The organism is Candidatus Hydrogenedentota bacterium, from assembly GCA_019637335.1.
In the GTDB taxonomy this organism is placed as follows: Bacteria; Hydrogenedentota; Hydrogenedentia; order Hydrogenedentales; family JAEUWI01; genus JAEUWI01.
Window position 1 is genome coordinate 230,650 of sequence record JAHBVV010000006.1, and the last position, 23,749, is coordinate 254,398.

Here is a 23,749-nt window from a genome sequence, read left to right on the forward strand (position 1 = left end):
TTGCGGGCCGAGACTGGAATAGCAGCCCCCCCCACGACGAGGAAACCAAGTCCCAGCTTCTTATGAGCGATGCACCCGAAAAGCCCGCCGGCGGGCGCCCGCCCGCACCAGACCGTCTGGCCGACCTGCTGATCCGGACCGGAGTTATAACCGCGAAGCAGATGGAGGCCGCGCGGGCGCTTCAGGGACCCGAGACGCCCAACCTGATTCAGGCGCTTGTCCAGCTGGGGTTCGTTAAGGAGCCTGATATTACGTCGCTGCTGGTGAAGCAGCTCAAGATCCCGCACTTGAGCCTTCAGGACTACCAGATCAACCAGGGCACGCTCGATGTGCTGCCGCAGGACTTGTGCCGCCGCCACTTTGTGCTTCCGATTGACGTGCTGGGCACGCATTTGACCGTGGCGATGGTGAACCCGCTTGACGACGCGGCCATCGCGGCCCTGCACGCGGCGTGTCCGGGGTACCGTCTGAAGGCGTTTGTCTGCTCGCTGTCGGAATTTCAGCTGGTGGCGCGGCGTTTGTTCACGGCTTCGGCGGGCGGGCCGGCCGGCGGCGCGGAGATGAGCCTGGCGAGCCTGGGTATCGCGCCGAAGCCCGCTGCCCGCCCGAAGACCGTACCGCCGGCTCCGACGCCCGAGCCTCCGGCGGAGGAAGAGGATGTCACGGCAACCCAGCTCTTCGACAACAAAATGCACAAGCCGGTGAAATCGGGGTTGCCGCTGCGATCGAGCCTCATCTGCCTGGACGGCTGGGATCTGGGCCGGGAAATCGAGCTTACGGGTCAGGAGCACCTGATTGGCCGTTCCCCGGACGCGGACACGACGGTGCGATCGCCGCTGGTGTCGCGGGAACACGCTCGGATCACACGGAACGAGGAGTACGGGCAGGAGACCTTTGTCATCACGGATCTGCACAGCAGCAACGGGACCTACGTCAACAATATTCCGGTGACCTCGACGATCCTGCGGCATGGCGATCGGGTGATGCTGGGGAATGTGCTGTTCAAGTTTGTGTTGCTGGACGAGATCGAGGCGCGGTATCACAAGGATGTTCACCACCTGTACAGCATCCAGAAGGGCACGGGGCTGCTGCCTCCGGACGCGTGGAGCCGCGCGCTCGGGAATTTCCTCCAGAAGGGGACGACCCCGCTCTGCGCGTGCCTGATCGAGATCGACAATCTGCCGGCGATAGTCCAGGCGCGGGGCCAGATCGCGAGCGTGATTGTGATGACCGATCTGGGGGACTTACTGGAACGCTACCTGGAGCGGAACGATCTTCCGGGGGACATGGGCGGGGGCCGGGTGGCGGTGTTGTTTGAGGAGAAACCGCCGGAGGCGGTGTTTTCGAAACTGGAGGACCTGCGGCGGACGGTGGAGGCGTTTGTCTTCCACTACAAGGAGGAGTCGTTTCGAGCTACGATCAGCGCGGGTCTGACATCCATCCCGCCGGGCAGCGAGCCCGCGGCCTGCCTTTCGGCGATGGAGTCCGCGCTGCGAACGGCGGTGGCGGCGGGCCGAAACACCGTTTCGGTAGCGCATTAGGCGTATTTTCAGGCGGGTTCGGCATCGAGCTCCGCGGAGAAGGATCCGCTTGCTGGAAACGGAAACAGGGCTGTCCAATCCCCGGAGAGGGTATCCGCGCGCCCGTCCCCGTCGCTGTCTATTGCCGTGCCGCTGAGGATCAGGCTTATGCAGAGGTCGCCGTTGCACCCGCCTATCAGGTCGCGGGAGCGGAGGAGGAAGGTTCCTCCGGCGAGCGAGTAGCCCTCGACTGGAATTTCTCCGACGGCGATATTCTGGAAGCGCAGGATGGAATGGAGGATGGTGAAGCACGAGAAGTCGAGGGTGACGTAGCCGGTGACCAGGGTGGCGTCTTCGATGCTGTTTGCGTTGGGGTAGTGGACGAGTTCGAAGGCCATGGGGCAGGTTTCTACTTCGGCGCCCTCTTCCGCGGTGGTGCTCCAGGAACCGGTGTATTCGCCGGAGACATTTGTTCCCACAATGAGTTCCGGACAGCCGGCGAGCAGGAATGCGGCCGTGGTGAATAACGCGGTGAGGAGGGGTTTACGGGGCATGGTGTTCTCCGGGGTTTGGGGGGTGCTTGCGGGCAGGCAGGGTTAGTATTACATATCCGGTGATTATGATACGGGCTTTCAGCCCTTTGAGGTCAATTGCCCGGAATTCCTGGGCCGTTGGCCCAGGCTGGTATGTAATGCGCCTTTGGCGCTTCGAGGACGTGCTGTCCTCCACGGCGCGCCTTCGGCCTTTTTTCCCAATTGGTAACACTTCAGCGGTCTGAAGTGCGGGACAGGATGTGTTTTTACTAATGGAGCCGGTGCTCCATAGTTGTCTTACGCCTGTGGCGCAAGATGCCGGCGGGCCGTCGGCGCTCCATAGTGGTCTTACGCCTGTGGCGCAAGATGCCGGCGGGCCGCCGGCGCTCCATAGTGGTCTTGCGCCTGTGGCGCAAGATGCCGGCGGGCCGCCGGCGCTCCATAGTGGTCTTGCGCCTGTGGCGCAAGTTGCCGGCGGGCCGCCGGCGCTCCATAGTGGTCTTGCGCCTGTGGCGCAAGATGCCGGCGGGCCGCCGGCGCTCCATAGTTGTCTTACGCCTGTGGCGCAAGATGCCGGCGGGCCGCCGGCGCTCCATAGTGGTCTTACGCCTGTGGCGCAAGATGCCGGCGGGCCGCCGGCGCTCCATAGTTGTCTTGCGCCTGTGGCGCAAGATGTCGGCGGGCCGCCGGCGCTCGATAGTTGTCTTGCGCCTGTGGCGCAAGATGCCGGCGGGCCGCCGGCGCTCCATAGTTGTTTTGCGCCGGTGGCGCAATCTGTTGGCGGGCCGCCGGCGCTCCTTAGTTGTCTTGCGCCGGTGGCGCAGTTCATCCCGCCTGGTCGGGGGTCCAATCCTGTGAGGCCAGGTCGCCGGGGCCCTTGAGGGGGCCGATGGCTCCCTGGAGGCGTCCGACCTGGGTGAGGGATTCGGCGAGGAGGCGTTCGCCGGTTCCGACGGCGACGTAGGTTGCGTTGGAGGCGCCGTAGCCGCCGATTATGGCGGCCTCTATGGTGGGGAAGTAGATGTGGAAGTCGTTTGCGTAGCCGCATAGCAGGCTGCAGGGGGCGGTGGCGCGCGCCTTGAAATCGATTTGGAATTGGACGAAGGGCTCGCCTGGGTGGAAGGTCAGGGCGATGGTATCTTGCAGCAGGAGCGTGTCGACGGGGAGGGGGAGGCTCTCCCCCAGTCCGGCCATGTATTTCTCGAACATGAGGCCGTAGGCCTCGCGGAGAATGGCGGTCTGGGCGGGGTCAGTAAAGTCGTAGCGCAGGCCGGCGTCCACGATGGCGCGCTCGTGCGCGATGCGGTTACGATCCGCCGGCCGCCAATCCAGGTTTTTCAGCGCGGCGAACACCGCTTCGGCGGCTTTGCGGCCTTCGGCGTGCACGGCTTCTTCCGCGCCTTCCGCCAGCGACATTTTGTCGAAGTAGGGGTTGATGTCGCCGGCGGCCCCCTGGAGGAAGAGGCAGGGCGCGCCGGTGGCCTCCTGGACTTCGCGCGCCATCACGCCGCACCAGTCCGCGGAGTAGCGGGTGTTGTCGGACGCGAGGATAACGGGGTGGCAGGCGTAGTGCACGAGGGTGGCCACGGCGTCCCCCGCGAGGGATTCGAAGTGAAGCGCGGTGAGCTCCTGGTCGAGCGGGCCGGAGGGCAGGCGATCGAGGTTTCGCCAGCGCATCCAGCATTGTCCTTCGCGCACGACGCGCCGGTTGTGGGCGATATCGAGAGGCGCACGGCCCACGCCGACGCGAACCGGCTGCAACGCATTGGCCGCGCGCTGGAGCAGATCCACGAGGGCCGATTCCATGCCCTGGTTGTGCGGGAGATCGGGCAGCTCCATGATCGGGCCGCTGTGGGTGTGGGTGGCGGAGAAGATGACTTCTTCGACACCGAACGCGCGGGCCCGATCGCGCACGCGCTGGCAGATGGGTGGCATGGGCATGCGCCCGAAATCCATGCTGATGATTGCGATCGCAACGCCGCCTGTTCGAAGGAGCAGCGCACGGGCGAAGAGCGGATCCAGCGTGCCGGTGCTTATCTGGTCGGGGTTGCTGTATCCCCACATCGGGATGCCCGGGGGCGGGGTCAGGTCCGCGAGCGCCGCGCCAGCTTCGAGTGCGCCGTCATCGTCGGTGTCCGATTGAATTCGTCGCGGTTCGGCGGAGGCGCGGACGCCCGCAGTGAAAAGACCGGCTCCCGCGGTGGATTGCAGCACGAAGTGGCGTCTGGACAGGGTGCGCATGTTATTGTTCTCCGTGGGGCCAGCATAGCACGATTGCGGGCCCGCACCAAGCGCGGCTATCGGGAAACCAGCACGATGAGAGTTCGTTCCGTCAACGTATCGCGGGTGACGCAGGTATTTCACGAGGGGGAGCTGGTGAGCACGGGCATCTTCAAGCGGCCCGTGGAAGGCTCCGTGGCGGTGGGGCGCGAGCAAATCGCGGGCGACGAGCAGGCGGATCTGCGGCACCATGGCGGTCCGGACAAGGCGGTCTACGGGTATCCGTGGGAGCATTACGCAACGTGGGGCGCGGCGCTTGGCCGGGATGACTTTGCGGCGGGTCAGTTTGGCGAGAACCTGACGACGGAGGGTTTGCTGGAAACGGAGGTGTGCATCGGCGATCAGCTGGAGATCGGATCGGTTCGCCTGGAGGTCAGCCAGCCGCGGATGCCGTGTTTCAAGCTGGGGATTCGGATGAAACTGCCGGGTTTCCCGAAGCAATTCCTGCGGAGCGGCCGCGTGGGCTTTTACTTTCGGGTGCTTTCGGAGGGGACCCTGTGCGCGGGAGATCCGATCATCTTGACGCCGTCGGCGTATCCGCGGCTATCGGTGTCGCGGGTAAGCGACCTTCGTTTTTTTGATCGGGCAAATCACGCAGAAATCAACCGAATTCTTGAAAACCCGGCACTTTCGGCAACGTGGAGGGCGGATTTCGAGGATTTAATTGCCGCAGGCGGGTAACTGAAGCGGTTTTGGGTGTTGCCGTGAGGAAAACAGTCGAATTCGATTGACACCGTTAGCAAATCCGCTTAGAATATATTTGTACAGCGCGTTCTTCTTAGAATTCATAATGTTGGATGACAAACTTGCCATGTTCCGGGGGCCTGGGGCCGGGGCGGCAACGAGAGGAGTGGTGCGATGTCAATGGGACGCAGTCTACTTTTCACCGTGGTGTTTGTGTTCACGATCCTGCTGGCGCATCCCGTGCTGGCTGGCGTGCCAAGCGGCGGCTATGACCGTATGGAGGGGGAGCGGATGCGGGCCAATCGCCGTCCCGTACCGGAGCGGAGTTTCAGCCAGACGCTACCGCCCGGCGAGCGCCTGAATGTCTATTCGGTCAAGCGCACGGCGCCTCCGCGTTCGGGCAGCCGCGCGGGCCGTCGCACGGACACTGCGCCCTTTGAGCGCAACCCGCAGACGGAGCCGTATGAGCCGCAGGTGAACCGCTTGTATCCTGATGGGTCGCGCCCTGAGGGCGAGGGCTCCGGTCGGGAATCGGGCGAGTCCGGCGAGCGTGTCTCCGCGGAGTCGCGGGACTCTGGCGAGGAGCGCGCACGGCTTCAGGATGCGGGTGACGCGGCTGGAACGCCGGAGAGCCAGGAGGTGCGCGGTGGATCGGAGATAGCCGGGAGCACGATTGTGTATTGTTCTCGCCAGCTATATGAATACCATCTGGATCAGGATTGCCCGATGTTGACGGGCATCAATCCGACGCGGATGACGCTTCAATCGGCGAAGACGGCGCGTTATGTGGAATGTTCGGCGTGCCGTAACCGACATCAGAAGTGATTGTCTTCGGGGTGGTGGCGTAGAGAGGGTCGCGTTTATTCGAGCCGCGGGCGGAATGCCCGCGGTTTTTTTAATTTTGGGGCGTAATTGGGACGGATCTCGTTGGATGAGGGCTGGTGTTGGTTCGGGGGGGAGGCCAACCTCTTTGCCCGTGGGGATGGGGGCGACGGAACACGTGGACGGCCTGGCGGGGTGTTGGTCGGGTGGCATGTCGGGCAGGATGCCGAAACTCCTGTGGTGAGCCGGATCTTAATTCGCTCGTGTGGGGGAGCGCTGGATTGGTTGGGCGCCTCTTGCTCCAGGCACACGAAGGCGCTGGGGCGCCATCGCGTGGCACGTGGGCTTGGGGGCGACTGAACACGTGGACGGCCTGGCGGGGTGTTGGTCGGGTGGCATGTCGGGATGCCCAACCTCCTATTTTGCGGGGTTTACAGCGTCCTCATGTGGTCTGAGGTTGGAAGAAGAGGCTGTGCTGGAAGATAGCTTGCGGGATGCCGCCCGGGAGGCGGTGGGCGGCGGCGGTGAAGTCGTGGTGGAGCGTGTGGGGTATGGGCACGGCGCAGGGAACGCCGATGCCCGCGCCGCGCTGGGCGATGATGCCTGCTTCGGTATCCTCGAAGCCGATGACGTAGCGGGCGCGAATGTCGTCCAGGCCGAGCCGGTTCAGCGCGAGGGAGTAGGGATCCCGGAAGGGTTTCGTGCGGCCTCCGGCCACGTCGTCGCAGGTGACCATGGTTTCGAAGAGGCGATCCGGGTGGGCGAACCCTTCGAGGATGCGATCCCGCGCGGGCGCCGGAAGCGGCCAGCTCCGGGCTTCGTCGGTCATGGCGCGGAAGACCGCGCGGAGGACGAGGGCCACCTCGTGGGTTCCGGAGGAGGTGACGAGGCCGACGGGGATGGGCGCGGTTTCGAAGTGGCGGCAGAGGCTTTTCAGGGTTGCGGCGCGGCTGTCGGGGGTATCGGTATCCGCTTCGGCGAAGGGGATTGCTTCGGCCAGGCCGGACGCGGCGTCGGCGGGCAGCCAGCCCTTAACCAGGGCGCACAGGAGGGGGATGCCGGCCATGGGCGCAATGGCGGGGACCGACGGATCGCCGTAGATCGCGCGGGAGACCTCGGCGCCCTCCCCCCTATTCACTTTTTCCAGGGTCTCGATGTAGCCCGCGTGAAAGATGATCAGGCCGAGGCGGGCGAACAGGTCCCGCCCGATGTGGGCGAAGCGGCCGACGGCCTCGTTGATGAGCTGTTGCTGGCGCGGGGCATCGCCGGGGCGGTCCGCAAAGGCGCGCCAGGCCTCGAGTCCGTAGGCGGTGGTGAGGGTATCGAGCCAGTGCACCGTTTCGCGCGGCGCATCATGCGCGTGGAGATAGACCAGCCCGCGGAGCGCCTCCCGGAAGAAGCGCTCGGGCTGGATCGCGTCCGCGCAGGCGCCGTAGAGGTATTCCAGGTTGCGCAGCGTGCTGAATCCGACGATCTTCGGGTAGTCGCGGGCCGGGTCAAGGCCGGCCCAGGCCGCCGGGGATTCCCAGCCGGTCACGCGGCGCACGACCTCCTCAACGCCGTGAAGGAAGAGGGGTTCGGTCTGGGTGATGGTGCCGTCCATATCCAGCAGGATGGCTGTGGGCGGGGCGTCGAGCCGCGGGTAGATGGGGCCGAGCGGCACGATCTCGCAGGGCGGGAAGACGCCCTCGGGATTCTCGATTCGGGCGAAGGTGGTAGCGGTATCTTTTAGGGCCGGGAGGGCTTCGGCGAGGGAGAGCATCATCCCCATGGGGCGGGGTCCGGTTGGGGCGGATCTTGGGGTTGGGATTGAGCGGTATGCATGGGAAGGTTAATCCGTGGTTCTGTTCAGGGGGCGTTTGTGGCGATAGTGTATCAGATTGCGGGCGGCAATCTGGGATAGAATGGAATTGCGGGGGCCGTTGTCGCGAGGCGTGACGGCGATGACCGATGGGCATTGTTGGTTGGAGACGTTGTTGTATGAAACCGCGAGAGCTACATGAGCTTGGCATTCCGGAGCACCTGGTTCCGCTTGCCCGGCAGACGTTGCGGTCGGCGGCTACGCAGGGCGTGAAGAAGCGCGCGTTGCCGGATTTTGTCCGATCGATTGTGGAGGACCCCGAGGCGTATATCGACGATCCGTGGGCGGGTCCGCTGGCGCGGGCGCTGCGGGATTATCGGCCGGCGCCCGAGGAGGTTGGCGATCGGGAAGGGCCTGCGCCGTGGCGCCAGTGGGGGCGGGATCTGGATGAGAATTCGATTCAGCAGATGCGGAATGCCTGTGCGTTGCCGGTGGCGGTGCGTGGGGCGCTGATGCCGGACGCGCACGTGGGCTACGGGCTGCCGATCGGCGGGGTGCTGGCGACGCGGGACGCGGTTGTCCCGTATGCGGTTGGGGTGGACATTGCGTGCCGGGTGAAGCTGAGCGTGCTGGATCTGCCGCCGTCCTTCCTGGAGAGCCGCGCGGCGCTGCTGCGGGATGTATTGATCCGCGAGACCGAGTTTGGCGTGGGCGCACAGTTCAGGCGGCGTCGGGAGCACGCGGTGATGGACCGGGACTGGTCGGTTTCGCCGGTGACATCGCGCAACCGGGACAAGGCGTGGGCGCAACTGGGCACGAGCGGGAGCGGGAACCATTTTGTGGAGTTTGGGGTGTTCTCGGTTGACGACGGCGCGCTGGGCATCCCGGCGGGTGCGTATCTCGCGCTGCTGAGCCACAGCGGGAGCCGGGGCACGGGCGCGTCGGTGTGCCAGGAGTACAGCCGCCGCGCGATGGACCGGCGCCGGAATCTTCCGCCCGAGTTGAAGCACCTGGCGTGGCTCGATCTGAAGAGCGCGGACGGGCGGGAGTACTGGGCGGCGATGAACCTGATGGGCGAGTACGCGGCGGCCAACCATGCGTGTATCCACCGGCATATCCGGGAGGCGCTGGGGGCCGAGGCGTTGCTGGACATCGAGAACCACCACAATTTCGCGTGGAAGGAAAAGCATGGCGGGGAGGAATTAATTGTGCACCGGAAGGGTGCGACGCCGGCGGGCGCGGGCGTGCTCGGTATTATTCCGGGGACGATGGCGACGACGGCGTATATAGTGCGGGGGCTCGGGGAGCCGGATTCGATGCACAGCGCGGCACACGGGGCGGGGCGCTTGATGAGCCGGAAGCAGGCGAAGCGGACGATGCGGTGGGCGGAGGCCCGGGCCTTTCTGGCGGAGCGCGGGGTTTCGCTGATCTCGGCAGGTCTCGATGAGGTTCCGGGGGTGTATAAGGACATTGACGCGGTGATGCGCGCGCAGCGGGATCTGGTGGAGCCGGTGGCGCGTTTCCAGCCGCGACTGGTGCGCATGGTGCAGGGGGGGCCGGCGGAGGATTGATGGTGCGGGTGGGGGCGGATGGGCGCCCGTGGCTTTTTTCTGCGGGTACAGGCTTTCATGACGCTTCGCGTCACTCATTAAGGATGAAATACTGCTCCTGACGGTTGGCGCTCTTCTGGCGACTCGCACGCTCAAGCCTTCGCGGCGGAGCCGCGGAGCTTGAACGTGGCGCCCGTGGCTTTTTTCTGCGGGTACAGGCACCCGCGAATTGGGGGTAGCTGGGGCGCTTTCGCGGCTTGGGTGGTTTTTGTCGCGGGAGCCAGTCCCCCTGGCGGCGCCCGCGAATTGGGGGTGGCTGGGGCGCATTCGCGGCTTGGGTGGTTTTTGTCGCGGGAGCCAGTCCCCCTGGCGGCGCCCGCGAATTGGGGGTGGCTGGGGCGCTTTCGCGGCTTGGGTGGTTTTTGTCGCGGGAGCCAGTCCCCCTGGCGGCGCCCGCGAATTGGGGGTGGCTGGGGCGCTTTCGCGGCTTGGGTGGTTCTTGTCGCGGGAGCCAGTCCCCCTGGCGGCGCCCGCGATTTTGGGGTGGCTGGGGCGCTTTCGCGGCTTGGGTGCGTTTTGTCGCGGGAGCCAGTCCCCGGTAAAGATTCGGGCCTGCCTGTCGGGGGGACAGGCAGGCCCGGTTGCGTTATTGGGATGTGATTAGTGGCGGCGACCGACGGCGGAGAGGCCGAGGAGCGTCACCATGGCCAGGCCCAGCAGGAAGATGTCACCGAGACGCTTCCCGACGGACTTGAAGTTGCACTGGAATCCGCCGCCGCCCTCGCCTTCACCCTCGCCTTCTCCCTCGCCTTCGCCCTCTCCCTCGCCTTCGCCCTCGCCTTCGCCCTCGCCTTCGCCTTCACCCTCGCCTTCTCCCTCACCTTCACCCTCTCCTTCACCCTCTCCTTCTCCTTCTCCTTCTCCTTCGCCTTCGCCCTCACCTTCAGCGCCTCCCTCCACGACATCCGCCAATTCAGCTGCCGTGAGGAAACCGTCGTTGTCCGCATCCATTGCGTCAAACTGCGCCTGGGTCAGGCCGGCAAAAGCGAACGAAGCCTCGGCAAAGCTCAATCGATCGTCGAAATCTACATCCACGTCGACGAACAAGGCAATCAAGGTTTCGGCAATAATTGCCAACTCACCCTCTCCTTCACCCTCTCCTTCACCCTCTCCTTCACCCTCTCCTTCACCCTCTCCTTCACCCTCTCCTTCACCCTCTCCTTCGCCTTCACCTTCGCCCTCACCCTCGCCCTCGCCTTCACCCTCGCCTTCACCCTCGCCTTCACCTTCGCCCTCGCCTTCACCCTCGCCTTCTCCCTCGCCTTCACCCTCGCCTTCGCCTTCACCTTCACCTTCGCCTTCACCCTCTCCTTCTCCCTCGCCTTCTCCCTCGCCTTCACCTTCGCCTTCACCTTCGCCTTCACCCTCTCCTTCTCCCTCGCCTTCTCCCTCGCCTTCACCGCCCTCACCCGGGATTGCCGCGTTGGACCAGCCGAGATCCACGAGGGCGGCGATCTCGAAATCTGCGTATGTGCGAACAGTTTTCGCGGGCGGGAAGGCATGCTCCATCACGGCGCCGCCGACGATGTTTCCGGTGTCCCAGTGGGAGGTGCTGCTACCCGGTTCGTAGGGGCTTGGCGCGTAGATACCGGGTCGGACGCCGCCCTGATCGTAGGCGACGATGGCGTTGGAGCCGGCGAAAAAGAGGGCGTTGCTTGTGAACGGGCTGAGGTCTACGCCGAAGACATAGCCCGGGGGATTGCCGGCGAAGAGGTTTGCGCCGGCCTGGGTGGCCAGTAAGGAATCCCACACGGAGAAGGAGTCGCCGGCCGGATCGGGCTCTCCCATGTTTCCGGTGGTCAGGGAGAGAATGCCGAGTCCGTGTGTAATTTCATGGAGCAGGACGGAGGCCAGGTCGAAATTACCGCCGGTGGCGTTCTCCGCGCTGACGTTCCAGTTGTGACCGAAATCAACGGTGACGAACAGCTCCTCCACTGTCGCAAAGGGCTTGTTCCCCGTCGTCAGGCGGTGAAAAGCGGTGCCGTTCTGGAAACCGGCGCTTCCGAAAAAGTAGGTGCCGGCGGTGGCGAGGGACCCTGCGCCGTCCGTCTGCGATTCTTCGATCACGATGTCGAGGGTACCCGGCTGATTCAGGACATCGGCGACGTAGAGCAGAATTTCCTGCAGACGCGTTCGGGCATCGGCCCCGATCGCGGGGTCGTCGAAGCCCGCGCCCGTATCGTTGATGATATCGAGGTACCAGATGTTATAGGTGCTGCCGTCGGGGGTCAGCACGATGGTCGGCGCGCCGTCGGGCACGTTTTTGGCGGATGCGGACACGGCCTCGATGGAGTGGGCCGTGACTTTGTAGATGGTGTCGGCGGCGCGGGCCGGGCCCGGTATGATCAGCCCCACCGAGGCGAGCGCCAGGCCGAGGGCGGATGCGCGGGCATACGCGCGGATGCGAGAATTGGCTGTCTTGTACAAGCGTTTATTCCTCAATGTTACAGCGGGGCCGTTGGGGCCTCCCCTTCCCTGTTCCGAGTTATGAAAATGGTCACACGATATTGGCGTGCTATGGTTTCCGGGCGGCGTCGCGCCATCCCGCGAGGAGGGCAAGCATACCGGCGAATAATACCACTTCTCCCCCGGCCCGGGAGGCGGGCGACTTGGCGCCAGCCAGGAGCGGGCATCCGGGTAACTCTCCTTCACCTTCACCTTCACCCTCGCCTTCACCCTCGCCTTCACCCTCGCCTTCCCCTTCCCCTTCGCCCTCGCCTTCGCCTTCGGCGGCTTCGACGTTGGCGTATCCGATATCGATCAGGGCGCCGGCGTCCACGGGGGCGTATTCACGCTGCATGACGCCGAGGATGATAACATGGGTCATGACGGCGGGGCCGACGAGATTGTCGATATCCCAGTGGCTGATGCTGCTGCCGGGCTGGTAGGGATTCGGGGCGAAGATGGGCGGGCGGGAGCCCTGGGCGTAGAAGGTGAAGGCGTTGGGGCCATCGAACCAGATGTCCTCGTTACTGAGGCTTGCCGCGCCGGTCTGGAGGGTGGGGTTGGCGGGATTGCCGAGGACGCGCAGACTGCTTACTGCGTCGAACAGGAGCGAATCGTAGACGGTGTAGACGCCGCTCGCGATGCTGCTGGAGCCATCGGGTTCGATGAGGGAGGTGAAACCGAGACCGTGGGTGACTTCGTGGAGGAGCACGGAGAAGAAATCGGCCTCGCCGGGCCCGGGCGGGGCCTCGGTGACGTTCCAGTCGAAGCCCTTGTCCACCTGGACCTGGATTTCGGGGAAACCGGGAAAGGGCTTTATGCCGGTGTTGAGGCGCTGGAGCGTGCTGCCGGTGTGGAATCCGGGGGCCACGGGATAGAAGGTTCCGGCGGTTGCGAGGGCTCCGGTTCCGTCGAACTGGCTGGGCTCCATGACGATATCGAGGGTGCGGCCGGGGATATTGATGGTATCGGCGACGTAGGCGAGGACATCCTCAAAGCGGGCGCGGAAGGATGGGCCGTCCACGGGGTCGGTGAAGCCCTGGTTCACATCCTCGTAGGTGATGTTGAAAGTGATCCCGCTGGCGATGAATTGTTCCGTGGTCCCGCCGCCTTTCGGATAATATTCGGCTCCTTTGGTGGCGTCGAAGAGCTCGTTTTCGCCGTGTGGCCGCACGAGGACGATGGGTTCGGCGTGGGCTGCGCCGGCGCAGAGGAGCGCGGCGAGCAGGGTAAACAGGCATTGGCTGCGATAGATGGGCTGCATAATTGGCTCGCTTCCTCAAATTGACAACGGCTGTCCCGACGCCCCTGGGGGCGGGAGCAAACTACCCGATGGCGCGGGCATTGTCAAGTATTTTGTGGGGTGATCCCCGATTTATATCTGAATCATACCGCAGAAAGGGCTTCCTGTCACGCGGGAAGGCGCGGGGAAAGAACAAATAGGGCTCATCCGGTTTGAAGGTACATCGGCAACGATGAAGTCAAATAGGAGTCGATTGCTCGGTTCACATTTTCGGGGGGCGACGCCAAGACCGGATACGGGATTCCTTGGGCCTTCTCTGTAGTGCAGACCGTGTATTCGGCAGCAGAACCGGATGCCAACGCACGCCTTCGGCCCGAAGGGCCAACGCAGTTTTCAGCCCTGGGCAACGCCCCATAAGCGCTAACTTGTTTGCAATCCGCCGCAGGCCGCGTGCTATACTTCCCATCAGGAAGCGAGGACGGCCAATGATGGACGAAGATTGGAAGGTATTGACAACATTGTTTCCGGCGAATTGGCAAGAGCTTGCGGCGACCAGCGGTGCGCTCAAGGGTTTGCGCAAGGACAAGTCGGCGGAGAATCTTCTCCGCACCCTGCTGATTCACCTTGGATGCGGCTATTCGCTTCGCGAGACGGTGGTGTGCGCGAGGCAGTCCGGGCTTGGGGACATGTCGGATGTGGCGCTGTTCAAGCGCCTGAAGAAGTGCAAGGGCTGGCTGCACGCACTGTGTGTTTCGCTGCTGGCCGAACGCGTCACGACGCCCGGGCAAGCCGCGCAGTCTCCCGTCCGGCTTTTCGACGCAACCCACGTGGCGGAGCCTGGGAAAACGGGCAGCATATGGCGCGTTCACTATAGCATCCAGGCCCCTTCGATGTGCTGCGACTACTTCCAGATAACCCCCATAAAGGGCGAGGGGACGGGCGAAACCTTTCAGCGCTTTCCCGTCAATGCCGGCGACCTTATTCTGGCCGACCGCGGCTACTCGCTGGCGAGCGGAATCGAGTACGTGAATTCGAGCGGCGCTTTTGTTACGGTGCGGTTCAACCCCAACAATGTACCGGCAACAGACCGCGCGGGCAACAAATTCGACTTGCTGGCTCACCTGAAACGCTTCAAGAAAGCGGGCGAAGTGCGGAGTTGGCCTGTGCTTATCCCGTGTGAAGGCAAGGACGCCGTCTCCGGACGGATATGCGTGGTGAGGAAGAGCGAAGAAGCCATCCGCCAGGCCCACCGCAAGCTCAGACGGCGCGAGAGCAAAAACGGGCAGAAACTCAGGGCCCAGACGCTCGTGTACGCCGAGCACATCATCGTCTTCACCACATTTCCCGAAGAAAGTTCCCGCCCAGCGTCGTGATGGAGTAGTATCGAATCCGCTGGCAAATCGAGCTTGTTTTCAAGCGATTCAAGCAGATCACAAACTGGGGCATCTGCTCATAATGACGATGAAAGCGCCGAGGCAGGCTCTACGGCAAGCTGTTCATCGCATTGATCACTGAAAACTTGTAGCTTCATGCGGCGTCTATTTCCCCCTGGGGCTACGAAATCGTCACGCAACCGCCCCAGGAGTCGGTGGCGTGAATTCTCATACGCGTTTCATCGGGTCAGGTGCGCGCTCGAGCCTACTCTGTCGCTTCGCGATACAATCGAGCGTTGGGGCGAGATCGCACACGCCCTGACCGAGCGGCCGCGCAAGCGGCGTGCCCAGACCGAACAATATTTTCCATAAAACAAGTTAGCGCTTATGGGGCAACGCCCAGGGATTGAGCGGTGGGTTTCTCATACGCCCTGAAAGGGCAGCGCAGTTGAACTTCGGAAACGCTGGACTGGCTCACTGCGCTGCCCTTTCAGGGCGGGGAAGGTGGTGCCCCCGTATTCCCCGGGCGTTGCCCGGGGCTGGGAGCTGCACTGGCCCTTCGGGCCGAAAGAACAGTCGATACGATTACTCCAACGGAGGCCCCAACCGGCATACATTCGCGGTCCCGGATAGTTCGGGCACGGAGAAACGCCTATGAATAATCCCGTACGCTCAAACCGGATGAGCCACAAATAGGACTGAAACGACTACAGGGACTACAGGGACTACAGGGACTGCGTGGCGGCGGCGGGGTGCGCTTGTCCCGGGTGGGGGTTTGGGGCTACCATCGTTGGCGGTGTGGGCCCGAGCGGGCTTGTTGCGCTCTCGGGATGATCCGCGCCGGCATGGAACGCCAACCGGGAAGATCGATTTATGGCCGCCTATCTGAATGCCCACGGTAAGAAACTCATGGGAATGCCGACCCGCGCTTTGCGCCTGGCGGTTCCGGCGCTGCTGTTGCTGGTGGCGGGCGCGTCGGGGGCCGCGGAAAGCCTGGGCGAGTTGGCGGGGCGCGTGGGCCAGGAATTTGCGGAGGCCTACGCCAAAAGCCCGTATTCGGCGCTCTCGACGAACTATTTCTCGCGCTTTTCCCGGGATCCGGAGGCGAAGGCGGGTGCGGTTGAGACGGAGATCACCGCGGCGTGGCGCATTTGCATTCCGTCGGACCCGGATCCGCTGACTGAGGCCATGGCGGGGCATCTGCGGACCTTTCTTGCCGAGGTGATGGGCGTGGAGCTGGCGGTCGCGCCCGGCGGGGCGGCGGATTCGGGCGGAGAGAAGCGCCTGATCCTGAGCCCTTCGGGCGGCGGCATGCCGGGGAACGCCGAAAGCTACACCGTGCGTGTGGCGGCGGATGAGATTCGGGTCGAGGGCGTGGACGCGGCGGGACTCCGGGATGGAATCGTGTGGCTGGTGGACGAGATGGGGTTCCGAGGCGCTCCGATTGTCGCGCAGGGCGTGCGCAAGGCGGCGCCGCGCCTCCGGGTGCGGCTGGGCGCGACGCCCCGGGGCGGGAGCTACCGGGAGTTGATCTTCTCGGGGTACAACGCGGTGTTCGCGGGTGGCGGGAACCTGCATGCGCTTTCGACTTCGGACGCCATTCCGGAGCTGGCGGAGCGTCGGGTTCCGGGGTTGCTGGAGGGTGGCGCGGCGGGCGTGGCGGCGGCGAAAGAAATGGGCCTGAAGACCTATGCCTTCCTGGACGCGCGCCAGAAGTACGCGGAGGAGCATCCGGTTTTTGCGGCGCACCCGGATCTGCGCGGCGCGCGGACGTGGAAGGCGGATGGCGAGTTCGTGCTGTGCACGGAACATCCGCTGATGAAGCGGTTCCTGCGGGAATCGATGATCGGGCTGTTCGAGGGCACGCCGGGGCTGGATGGGGTGGTGGTCATCATAGGCGGAGAGGGGTTTTATCATTGCTACATGCGGCCGTATGGGGTGGAGAAGGGCCGGACGAACTGCGAGCGCTGCAATGCACTGGACGCCGAGACGGTGGTGGCCAATCTTTGCAACCTGATGGCCGAGGCGGCGCGTACGGTGAACCCCGAGGCCGAGATCATCGCGTGGCCGTATTCCGCGGAGCATGTGTGGTCGCGCGACAAGACGCAGGAGGCATTTATCGCGAAACTGAAGCCGGGCACGGGCATCTTCACGGAAATTGAGAAGGATGCGTACGTGCAGAAGGAAGACGGCGTCAATAAGCATCTGTGGGACTACAGCATCGACCTGATCGGTCCGAGCGAGCGTTGCGCGGCGCAAATTGCGGCGTGCCGGGAGGCTGGTATCCCGATCTATCTGAAGAGCGAGCCCGAACTGGCGTTTGAGGCGCCCCGGTTGCCGCACGTGCCGTGTATGGACCGGTGGGTGGAGCGTGCGGAGGCGCTGGCGTCGTGCGGGGCGGATGGGGCCTGGGTCTTTCCCGCGTTCCGATCCAATTTCGGCACGAGCGCGTCGGAAGTGAACAAGTTTCTCTGGTGGGACGCGGGCGTGGACCAGGAGACGTTTCTCCAGCGATTTGCGGCGCGCATCGCGGGGCCGGAAGCGGGGCCGCATGTGCGCGAGGCGTGGAAGGCGGTTTCGGACGCGATTCCGTGGTCGCCGGAGATTCCGAGTTATTATAAGGGCCCGTATTACCTGGGTCCGGCGCACCCGATGATTGCCGATCCGGCGGCGGAGGTACCTGCGCTGTTCGACGGGTATTACCTGTTTCTGGCGGAGATTGCGGACGCGGAAGGGCTCAAGAAGCTGCCGACGTACGAGCGGAAACCGACAGGGAATGTGCCGGTGTTCGGGCGTTTTTACCGGGAGATGGAGAAGCGGCTCCGGGCGGCGGTGGAGGCGATGGACCGGGCGCGGCTGCTGGTGGGCGAACGCCACAAGCTCATGTTCGACGCGGAGGACGCGCCGATCCGGTGGTTCTACCATACGGCGCGGACGGAGGCGAACTTTTATGAGAGCTGCCAGCTGCGCGATCGGTTGTGGGCAGCGCTGGAGGCGCCGGATCGGGATCTGGCTGCGCTGGGCCGCGATTACGCGCGGTGGCGGGCGGTGTTGGAGGATGAACTGGAGAATGCGCGGGCCGCGCAGCCGGTGATGGCGGGCGATGTGCGGTTGGATTTTTATTTCGGGAGCGATCATATCTTCAGCCATGGGGAGGAGATGCTGGATGCGAAGATTGGGTTATTGGAGCAGGAGCTCGCGGAGATCTTGCCGGGGTTGGCCGCGCGGTTGGGCCTGGAGCCGGGATCGTGAGAGCGGGCGTGGTGGTGTTGGTGGGTGTTGCGTCGCCCTTTCAGGGCTTTATTCTGGAGTCGGGCGCGTCACCCAGGGTTTCGCTTTTTCGCGCTGGGGCGCGAAGCCGCTTCACCCTGGGCTAAGTTCCGGCGCCACTCCGTGGCTGTCGCGTAGCCGACGGTGTTTCCGGGTGGCGCTTCGGTTTGGTTTCGTTGCGTACGGACGGTGCGTATACGGAATCGCGGTGAACTGAACGGCGCGCCTTCCGGCGCGCGAGCACAGGCGGGACGCCTGTGCCACGTTCTTTGGGCGGTGATTTTTCTGGAGGGGAGGTGTGGCGGGTGTATTTGGGGGGGCTTTTTCCTTACTGGGATCGCGGGCCGGGGTCTGGTTGATCGTGGTGGGCGGCGTCGGTGGTTTCGGCGCCGGATTCGTGGTCCGTTTCGGGCTGGGCTGACGGTGAATCATCCGGGGCGGCAGTGTCTTCCGGGGCAGTGTCTTCCGGGGCTCCGGATGCTTCAGCGGCCGAGGCGTCTTCGGGGTTGGGGGCGGCCTTCGGCTCGCCGTCCGCGGGTTCGACGCCGTCTGGGGGCGGCATATCATCCAGGGATTCCTCGGCGGAACCCGCCAGCACGTGGACCTTTGGCTTGACGAAGGCGTCCTTGAGCCATTCTTCGCGGAAGCCGGAAACGACGGAGCGGTCGAGCGCGTACTTGTAGAGCACGACGCTCAGGACCGCGGTGGCGGTCTGGTAGATGACGACGGTGAAGTACACCATGGCAAGGACGACGATGGTCATCCAGCGCGGCCAGGGCCCTTCGAGGATGTGCCCGTAGGCGAAGAGGGCGAGCGTGGGCAGGTTGAGGGCGGCGAAGAACCAGAGGAGGCCGAGCTGTGATACGGAGCCGCGGCCCCAGGTACTTGAGCTCCGTTCGATCGAGCGTTTGATGGCGCTGAACACGTTGACGTTGTCCACGACGAGAATGGGGAGGAGGAAGAAGCTCAATTGCGACCAATTGGTCTTGAGGATGCGGCGCACCCATTGGGAGGTGAAGCGCAGGTGGTCGAGGAGATTGAGGATCGGCCCGATGGACCATGAAATCAGGGCCCAGATTACGACCCAGTGGAATTTTTTCGCCGAGGCGAGCATGCCGTCGGCGAGTTTGGAATCGCGCTCTTCGAGGGTGATCCGGGTGCAGGCGACGAGGCCCATGGCGAAGTAGACCGAGATGATGGCGACGATGGCGTAGCCAATGGCCAGGTAGCGTACGTGCTTGACGGACTGGATGACGAAGAGGGCCCAGAAGAGCTGGTCGGCTCCGATAATGGCGAGGAAGGACAATATCACGGCGAGGGCTGCCGTAATGGGAATCATGGGGAACAGGAGCAGGGTCTTGTCGTGAAATACGATTCGCAGGCTACTGCAGCCCAGGCTCCAGCCCAGGCTTATACGCTTGAAGGCGGACATCGTTTCTCCTCTTCGTTGGGTTCGATGCACCGCTATTCTACCGCCGGGCGTCGCTTTTATTCACCTGGGAGCCGGGCGGGCGTAGCGTGATCGCGTCCCCTCCCGAGAGACTACGGTTGCCGGGCCGGGTCCTTCTGTTCCGCGGGGGGAACCTCCGAAGCCTTGTTCTCGCCTTGCTCCGCCTTTTCCGGAGGGGGCGACTTGTGTTTTTCGGATTCCGGAGGCGCAGTTGGGGAGCCCGGTTTGCCGCTGCTTCCCCGAGGAGCGCTATCCGCGGCGGGTGGCTTGGCCGCGGCCGGCGGTTTATTCATAGCAGCTGGCTTGGCGGCTGGCTTGGCCGTCGCGGCTGGTTTATTCGTGGCGGATGCATTGGCCTCGCCGGCTGGCTTGGCCTTAGTGACGGGTTTAGTCGCGGCGGGCGCCTTGTTTGCGGCGGCTGGCTTGGCCGTAGTGGCTGGCTTTTCGGCGATGGCTGGCTTGGCCGCGGTGGGCGCCTTGTCCGCAGTGGCTGGCTTTTCCACAGTGGCTGGCTTTTCCACAGTGGCTGGCTTTTCCACAGTGGCTGGCTTTTCCACAGTGGCTGGCTTTTCCACAGTGGCTGGCTTTTCGCCGATGGCTGGCTTGTCCGCTGTGGCTGGCTTGTCCACTGTGGCAGGCTTCTCCGCAGGGGCTGTCTTGACCGCAGGGGCAGGCTTGTCCACTGTGGCAGGCTTCTCCGCAGGGGCTGTCTTGACCGCAGGGGCTGTCTTGTCCGCAGGGGCTGTCTTGACCGCAGGGGCAGGCTTGTCCGCTGTGGCTGGCTTGTCCGCAGTGGCTGGCTTGTTCGCGGCGGCAGGCTTCTCCGCAGTGGGTGTCTTTTCCGCGGTGGGCGCCTTGTCCGCAGTGCCTGGCTTCTCCACTGTGGGTGTCTTGTCCGCAGTGGCAGGCTTGTCCGCAGTGGCAGGCTTGTCCGCAGTGGCAGGCTTGTCCGCAGTGGCAGGCTTGTCCGCAGTGGCAGGCTTGTCCGCCGTGGCAGGCTTGTTCGCTGTGGGCGGTTCAACCGCAGGATCTGTCCCGTCCGCCGCGGCGGGCTCATCCACCGCGGGCGGCGTGTCCGAGGGGTCTTTATCGTCGTGGACAACCACTTCGTGTGCGCCCGGCACGTCCGCGCGTTCGTGTGGTGGTTCTGGCAAGAGGGCTGGTTGGGCCTTTGCCCTGGGTTCGGGCGCCTCGTTAACAAAGACGTACACCTTTCGTTGTACGAAGGCGTTTCGGAGGTATTCCGCGTCGAATCCGGGCACCGGTTTTCCTTCGGTGGCGAACTTGTAAAGGACGACGCTGAGGACGGCGCTGATTGACTGGTGCGCCACGATGGCCCCGTAGACCAAGAGAAGAATGACGAAGGTCACCGATTTTGGCCAGGGACCCTCCTGCAAGTAGGCGTATCCGGCCAATGCGAGCGCGGGCAGATTCAGGAGCCAGAAGAACCAGAGCAGGCCGGTGCGCGGCACGGCGGCCTCGCCCCACTGATCGCGCACGGCTTCCACGGAGCGGCGCACGGCTCGGACAATGTCGAGCCGGTCGACGACGAGCACGGGGAGCAGGAAATAGCGCATTTGCGACCAGTTTGTGCGCGTGATGCGGCGCAACCAGTGGGCGGTGATGCGGTGTTGTTCCATGAGGCTCAGGAGGGGGCCCACCGTCCAGCCGAAGACTGCCCAGATAGCGATCCAGTGAATGTTTTTGGCCGCGGCGCCGAGCCCGACGGACAAGTCGGAAGCCTGTTCGTCGATCGACATGCGTGTTGCCGCGACGAGGCCGAAAGAAAAGAAGACGGAAATGACGGCGACCACGAGGTAGCCCACAAAGAAGAAGCGCGCGTGCTGGAGCGTATCGATAATGAAGAGGGCCCAGAAGAGCACGTCGGTGCCCAGTATCAGGCGGAAAAGAATAATGAGGGTCATGGCCGCCGAAAACGGGATCAGCGGAAAGAGCAAGAGTGATTTATTTCGAAATACGATGCGGGTGCATTGAAATCCGAGGTGCCATCCGCGGCGTATCGTGTCGACTACAGCCATACTACCTCCATATTGCCCATCTTTATACCCTTTGGAACGGGTAAATTGCCATTTTTTATTCGTCGTTCTCAGAATCCAGTGTAAAGCTTTCGTGTTGGAGGAAGTGAACCGTTTCCGCGGCCACGCGGCGGCTGTTCATGATAAAGGTGTGCGCGAGCGGGAGCACGATGTGGTCCGCCATGCCGTGCAGGCGCGTGCCGGCGACGGTGACGATCCCGTCGTTTGGTTCGCCGAAACCGATGCCGAGGCCCTTGTTTCCGGCGATTACTCCGAAGGGGACATCGGGCACGGGAAGTGACTCGTAGAAAGCGGCCGACGCCAGGCGCTGTCCGGAATCGCCGGCCCAGAGGCGATAGGGCGGGCAGCCACGCAGGCGCCGGGCGAGTTCGGGGGGGTGATTGGGTGGCGCGAGCATGACGATCCGGCCGAGTTCGTGTGGGTAGCCGAAGCGGAAGCGGGCGCGGATAACGATATTGCCGAGCGAGTGCCCGACGAGGTGGTAGCGAGGCGTCTTGACGTGTTTCACGAGGTAGTCGTGCAGGTCGCCTACGATGGTGTCGAAGCGGTGGAAGGTTGGGGCGTAGGGGAAATTGAAGGTATCGAAGCCCGCGCGGGCGATCCGGCTCTTGAGGCGCCAGAGGGAGGCCCGGCTGCGGCCCAGCCCATGCAGGAGCACGACGCTTTCTCCCGGCGCGCCGCTCATGGCGCGGATCCGGCGTTCCGGCGCCAGTACACGCCGTAGACGAGTGCGGCGAAGTCGTAGCTGGCGTGGGCGACGGCGGGAACGAGGATGTTGCCGGTGGAGGCGTATAGCGCGCCAAACGCGGCGCCGAGCAGGGAGGCGAATACGACGTAGGGGATGGAAATGCAGTGCAGCAGACCGAAGAGGAGCGACACGAGGATGAGGGCGAGGGGCAATCCGATGTACTCCGTGAGGAGGGGCTGGAGTACGCCGCGGAAGAGGGCCTCCTCCCCCACGCCGGCCAGGACGGAAATCAAGAGCAATTCCGGCAGGGAGGCGTTGCGAAAAAGCGGCATGAGGAGGTCGATATCCTCGCGGAGGCGCGCCGTAATGGGCCAGGGCCCATCGACGGCGAAGAGGGCCAGGGCCAGAAAGGCGAGACCGGCGAGCAAACCGGCGAGCAGCGCGCCCGGGGCCATGCTGTATCCGGCCCAGAAGGGGCGCTGAAAGAGCCAGCCGGCGGCCAGGGCGGCGGCGAGCAGCCCGCCCTCGACGTAGAGGGTGATCCTTATGAGGCCCGCGCGTCCCGGCGGCGGGTAAGTTGAAGTGCGCGCCCAACGGCCCATGGGTATCGGCTGTCTCCTCGGCGGCGCGACGCCGCGGTCATTCCCGGGTGAAAAACTTGATTCCGCAGGCCCCAGCATAGCATAGTTTGTTTGTCTACGTGGCGGGCGAACGCCATCGATTGCGCGCCCCGGCCCCGCTCGCGGAAGTGCGGGTGGAGCGCCCGCCGGCGCGCCAGGAATTCGGGGCAATCGGGAACCGATCGCGCCCGCCTTTCAATCTGTCTGCCCCGGCGGGGCAACAACCATAGAAGAACTGTCATGCATAAGTACGTCATTATGGGCGTGCAGGGTTGTGGCAAGGGCACACAGGCGAACCTGCTTGCCCACGACTACAACCTCGTCCACATCAGTGTCGGGGACATCTTTCGCTGGAACATCCAGAACCACACGAAACTTGCGGCGCAGGTTCGGCGCATAATCAGCGCGGGCAATCTGGTTCCGGACGATGTGGTGGAGCGCGTGGTGGGGCAGCGGCTTCAGGAGCATGACTGGAACTACGGATTTATCCTGGATGGATTCCCGCGCAGCCGGAAGCAGGCGCAGTTTTTCCTGGAGAGCTACGACATCGACGCGGTGATCCATATTGACGTGCCGGACGAGGTGGTGATGCAGCGGGTACTTTCGCGGCGCCTTTGCAGCCAGTGCGGCCTGGACTACAATCTTATCCAGCACCGGCCCAAGGTGGAGGACCAGTGCGATGTCTGCAAGGGCAGGCTGATCACGCGCGAGGACGACAACGAGGCGGCGGTTCGCAAGCGGATTGCGGATTACCACGACAAGACGGCGCCGCTGCTGGATCTGTTCCGGCGGAAGGAACTGGTCATCAAGGTGAACGGGGCCGCGGATCCCCTTGACATCCAGGCGGAGATCCGATCGCAGTTGCGCCTTCCGGCCATGGCGCCCGCGCAGGAAGCGTGACGAAAAATGGGCGCCCGGTTGCGTCCGGCCAGAAGATTTCTCTCGTAATTTCGGGCGTCTCCTGCTATGATGCAGGGCGTGAGGCGCCCAAGCGGGACGTGCCCACGGCGCGCCGGGCGCGAGAGGAAAACGTGTTGCCGCGAGGCGGAGCTCCAGGGCGCAGGACTGGAGCGGAAGAGCGCGGCGATACGCCGAATCAAGGGGAAGAACGGCTGTGCGTTCGAAAAACACATCGCTGCACATTCACGTCATGGACGAGAGCCAGCGAAGGATGTGGTACCAACCGGCGCGCCCGCTTCGGGACTGGTACCAGGAGGAGTTGATCATCCAGGTTCAGGAAGCAGCGGAAGAGGCGGGCTGCCGGCGCGCGCTGCTGTATGATCCGGAAGAGACGCTGCTCTGGCAGAGCGAGGGATCGAGCTTCTAAGCGCTTTTGCGCCAGTGTATTGCGCG

General features: G+C 64.1%; 16 protein-coding genes and 1 pseudogene. 8 read left to right on the forward strand and 9 right to left on the reverse strand.

All coding sequences use genetic code 11. The features are described 5' to 3' along the window. Nucleotides 1-62 precede the first annotated feature (62 nt). The gene (locus KF886_09880) at nucleotides 63-1,541 is read left to right on the forward strand and encodes an FHA domain-containing protein (protein ID MBX3177659.1); all 1,479 of its coding nucleotides are present in this window, start codon (nucleotides 63-65) and stop codon (nucleotides 1,539-1,541) included. A gap of 8 nt (nucleotides 1,542-1,549) precedes the next feature. Here KF886_09880 and KF886_09885 read toward each other — a convergent pair whose 3' ends face one another. Beyond that, on the reverse strand, nucleotides 1,550-2,074 hold the full coding sequence (locus tag KF886_09885) for a hypothetical protein (protein ID MBX3177660.1): 525 nt from the start codon (nucleotides 2,072-2,074) through the stop codon (nucleotides 1,550-1,552). An 804-nt stretch (nucleotides 2,075-2,878) separates the two neighbouring features. Then, nucleotides 2,879-4,294, reverse strand: a complete 1,416-nt coding sequence (locus tag KF886_09890) for a neutral/alkaline non-lysosomal ceramidase N-terminal domain-containing protein (protein ID MBX3177661.1) — start codon at nucleotides 4,292-4,294, stop codon at nucleotides 2,879-2,881. A gap of 75 nt (nucleotides 4,295-4,369) precedes the next feature. Here KF886_09890 and KF886_09895 point away from each other — a divergent pair, with 75 nt between their 5' ends. Together KF886_09895 and KF886_09900 are read left to right on the forward strand one after the other, a co-directional pair. After that, nucleotides 4,370-5,014: an MOSC domain-containing protein gene (locus KF886_09895; protein MBX3177662.1), complete on the forward strand. Its 645-nt coding sequence runs from the start codon at nucleotides 4,370-4,372 to the stop codon at nucleotides 5,012-5,014. 177 nt (nucleotides 5,015-5,191) lie between these two features. Then, nucleotides 5,192-5,842 (forward strand): hypothetical protein, encoded by a 651-nt coding sequence (locus KF886_09900; protein ID MBX3177663.1) that lies wholly within the window; start codon nucleotides 5,192-5,194, stop codon nucleotides 5,840-5,842. Between the two features lie 439 nt (nucleotides 5,843-6,281). On the opposite strand, the gene KF886_09905 is transcribed toward KF886_09900, so the two are convergent. Beyond that, entirely contained in the window at nucleotides 6,282-7,610 is a 1,329-nt protein-coding gene (locus KF886_09905) for a hypothetical protein (protein MBX3177664.1), read from the reverse strand. Nucleotides 7,611-7,819: 209 nt separating this feature from the next. On the opposite strand from KF886_09905, the gene KF886_09910 reads away from it, so the two are divergent. Continuing rightward, nucleotides 7,820-9,211 (forward strand): RtcB family protein, encoded by a 1,392-nt coding sequence (locus tag KF886_09910; GenBank protein MBX3177665.1) that lies wholly within the window; start codon nucleotides 7,820-7,822, stop codon nucleotides 9,209-9,211. Nucleotides 9,212-9,850: 639 nt separating this feature from the next. On the opposite strand, the gene KF886_09915 is transcribed toward KF886_09910, so the two are convergent. Together KF886_09915 and KF886_09920 are read right to left on the reverse strand one after the other, a co-directional pair. Further along, the gene (locus tag KF886_09915; protein MBX3177666.1) at nucleotides 9,851-11,677 is read right to left on the reverse strand and encodes a hypothetical protein; all 1,827 of its coding nucleotides are present in this window, start codon (nucleotides 11,675-11,677) and stop codon (nucleotides 9,851-9,853) included. Nucleotides 11,678-11,765: 88 nt separating this feature from the next. After that, entirely contained in the window at nucleotides 11,766-12,959 is a 1,194-nt protein-coding gene (locus KF886_09920) for a hypothetical protein (protein MBX3177667.1), read from the reverse strand. 464 nt (nucleotides 12,960-13,423) lie between these two features. On the opposite strand from KF886_09920, the pseudogene KF886_09925 reads away from it, so the two are divergent. Then, nucleotides 13,424-14,463 (forward strand): annotated as a pseudogene (locus KF886_09925) (IS4 family transposase). 721 nt (nucleotides 14,464-15,184) lie between these two features. Beyond that, nucleotides 15,185-17,563, forward strand: a complete 2,379-nt coding sequence (locus tag KF886_09930; GenBank protein ID MBX3177668.1) for a hypothetical protein — start codon at nucleotides 15,185-15,187, stop codon at nucleotides 17,561-17,563. A 346-nt stretch (nucleotides 17,564-17,909) separates the two neighbouring features. On the opposite strand, the gene KF886_09935 is transcribed toward KF886_09930, so the two are convergent. The 4 genes from KF886_09935 to KF886_09950 form a co-directional block, all read right to left on the reverse strand. Then, complete coding sequence (locus tag KF886_09935; GenBank protein ID MBX3177669.1) at nucleotides 17,910-19,013, reverse strand: hypothetical protein; 1,104 nt, start codon at nucleotides 19,011-19,013, stop codon at nucleotides 17,910-17,912. Nucleotides 19,014-19,123: 110 nt separating this feature from the next. Continuing rightward, the gene (locus tag KF886_09940) at nucleotides 19,124-21,070 is read right to left on the reverse strand and encodes a hypothetical protein (GenBank protein MBX3177670.1); all 1,947 of its coding nucleotides are present in this window, start codon (nucleotides 21,068-21,070) and stop codon (nucleotides 19,124-19,126) included. A gap of 55 nt (nucleotides 21,071-21,125) precedes the next feature. Beyond that, on the reverse strand, nucleotides 21,126-21,773 hold the full coding sequence (locus tag KF886_09945) for an alpha/beta hydrolase (protein MBX3177671.1): 648 nt from the start codon (nucleotides 21,771-21,773) through the stop codon (nucleotides 21,126-21,128). After that, nucleotides 21,770-22,378, reverse strand: a complete 609-nt coding sequence (locus KF886_09950; GenBank protein MBX3177672.1) for a CPBP family intramembrane metalloprotease — start codon at nucleotides 22,376-22,378, stop codon at nucleotides 21,770-21,772. Before KF886_09950 ends, KF886_09945 begins: the two co-directional genes overlap by 4 nt. A gap of 258 nt (nucleotides 22,379-22,636) precedes the next feature. Between KF886_09950 and KF886_09955 the strand changes: the two genes are divergently transcribed. Beyond that, entirely contained in the window at nucleotides 22,637-23,296 is a 660-nt protein-coding gene (locus KF886_09955; protein MBX3177673.1) for a nucleoside monophosphate kinase, read from the forward strand. 214 nt (nucleotides 23,297-23,510) lie between these two features. Beyond that, complete coding sequence (locus KF886_09960) at nucleotides 23,511-23,723, forward strand: hypothetical protein (protein ID MBX3177674.1); 213 nt, start codon at nucleotides 23,511-23,513, stop codon at nucleotides 23,721-23,723. Nucleotides 23,724-23,749 lie beyond the last annotated feature (26 nt).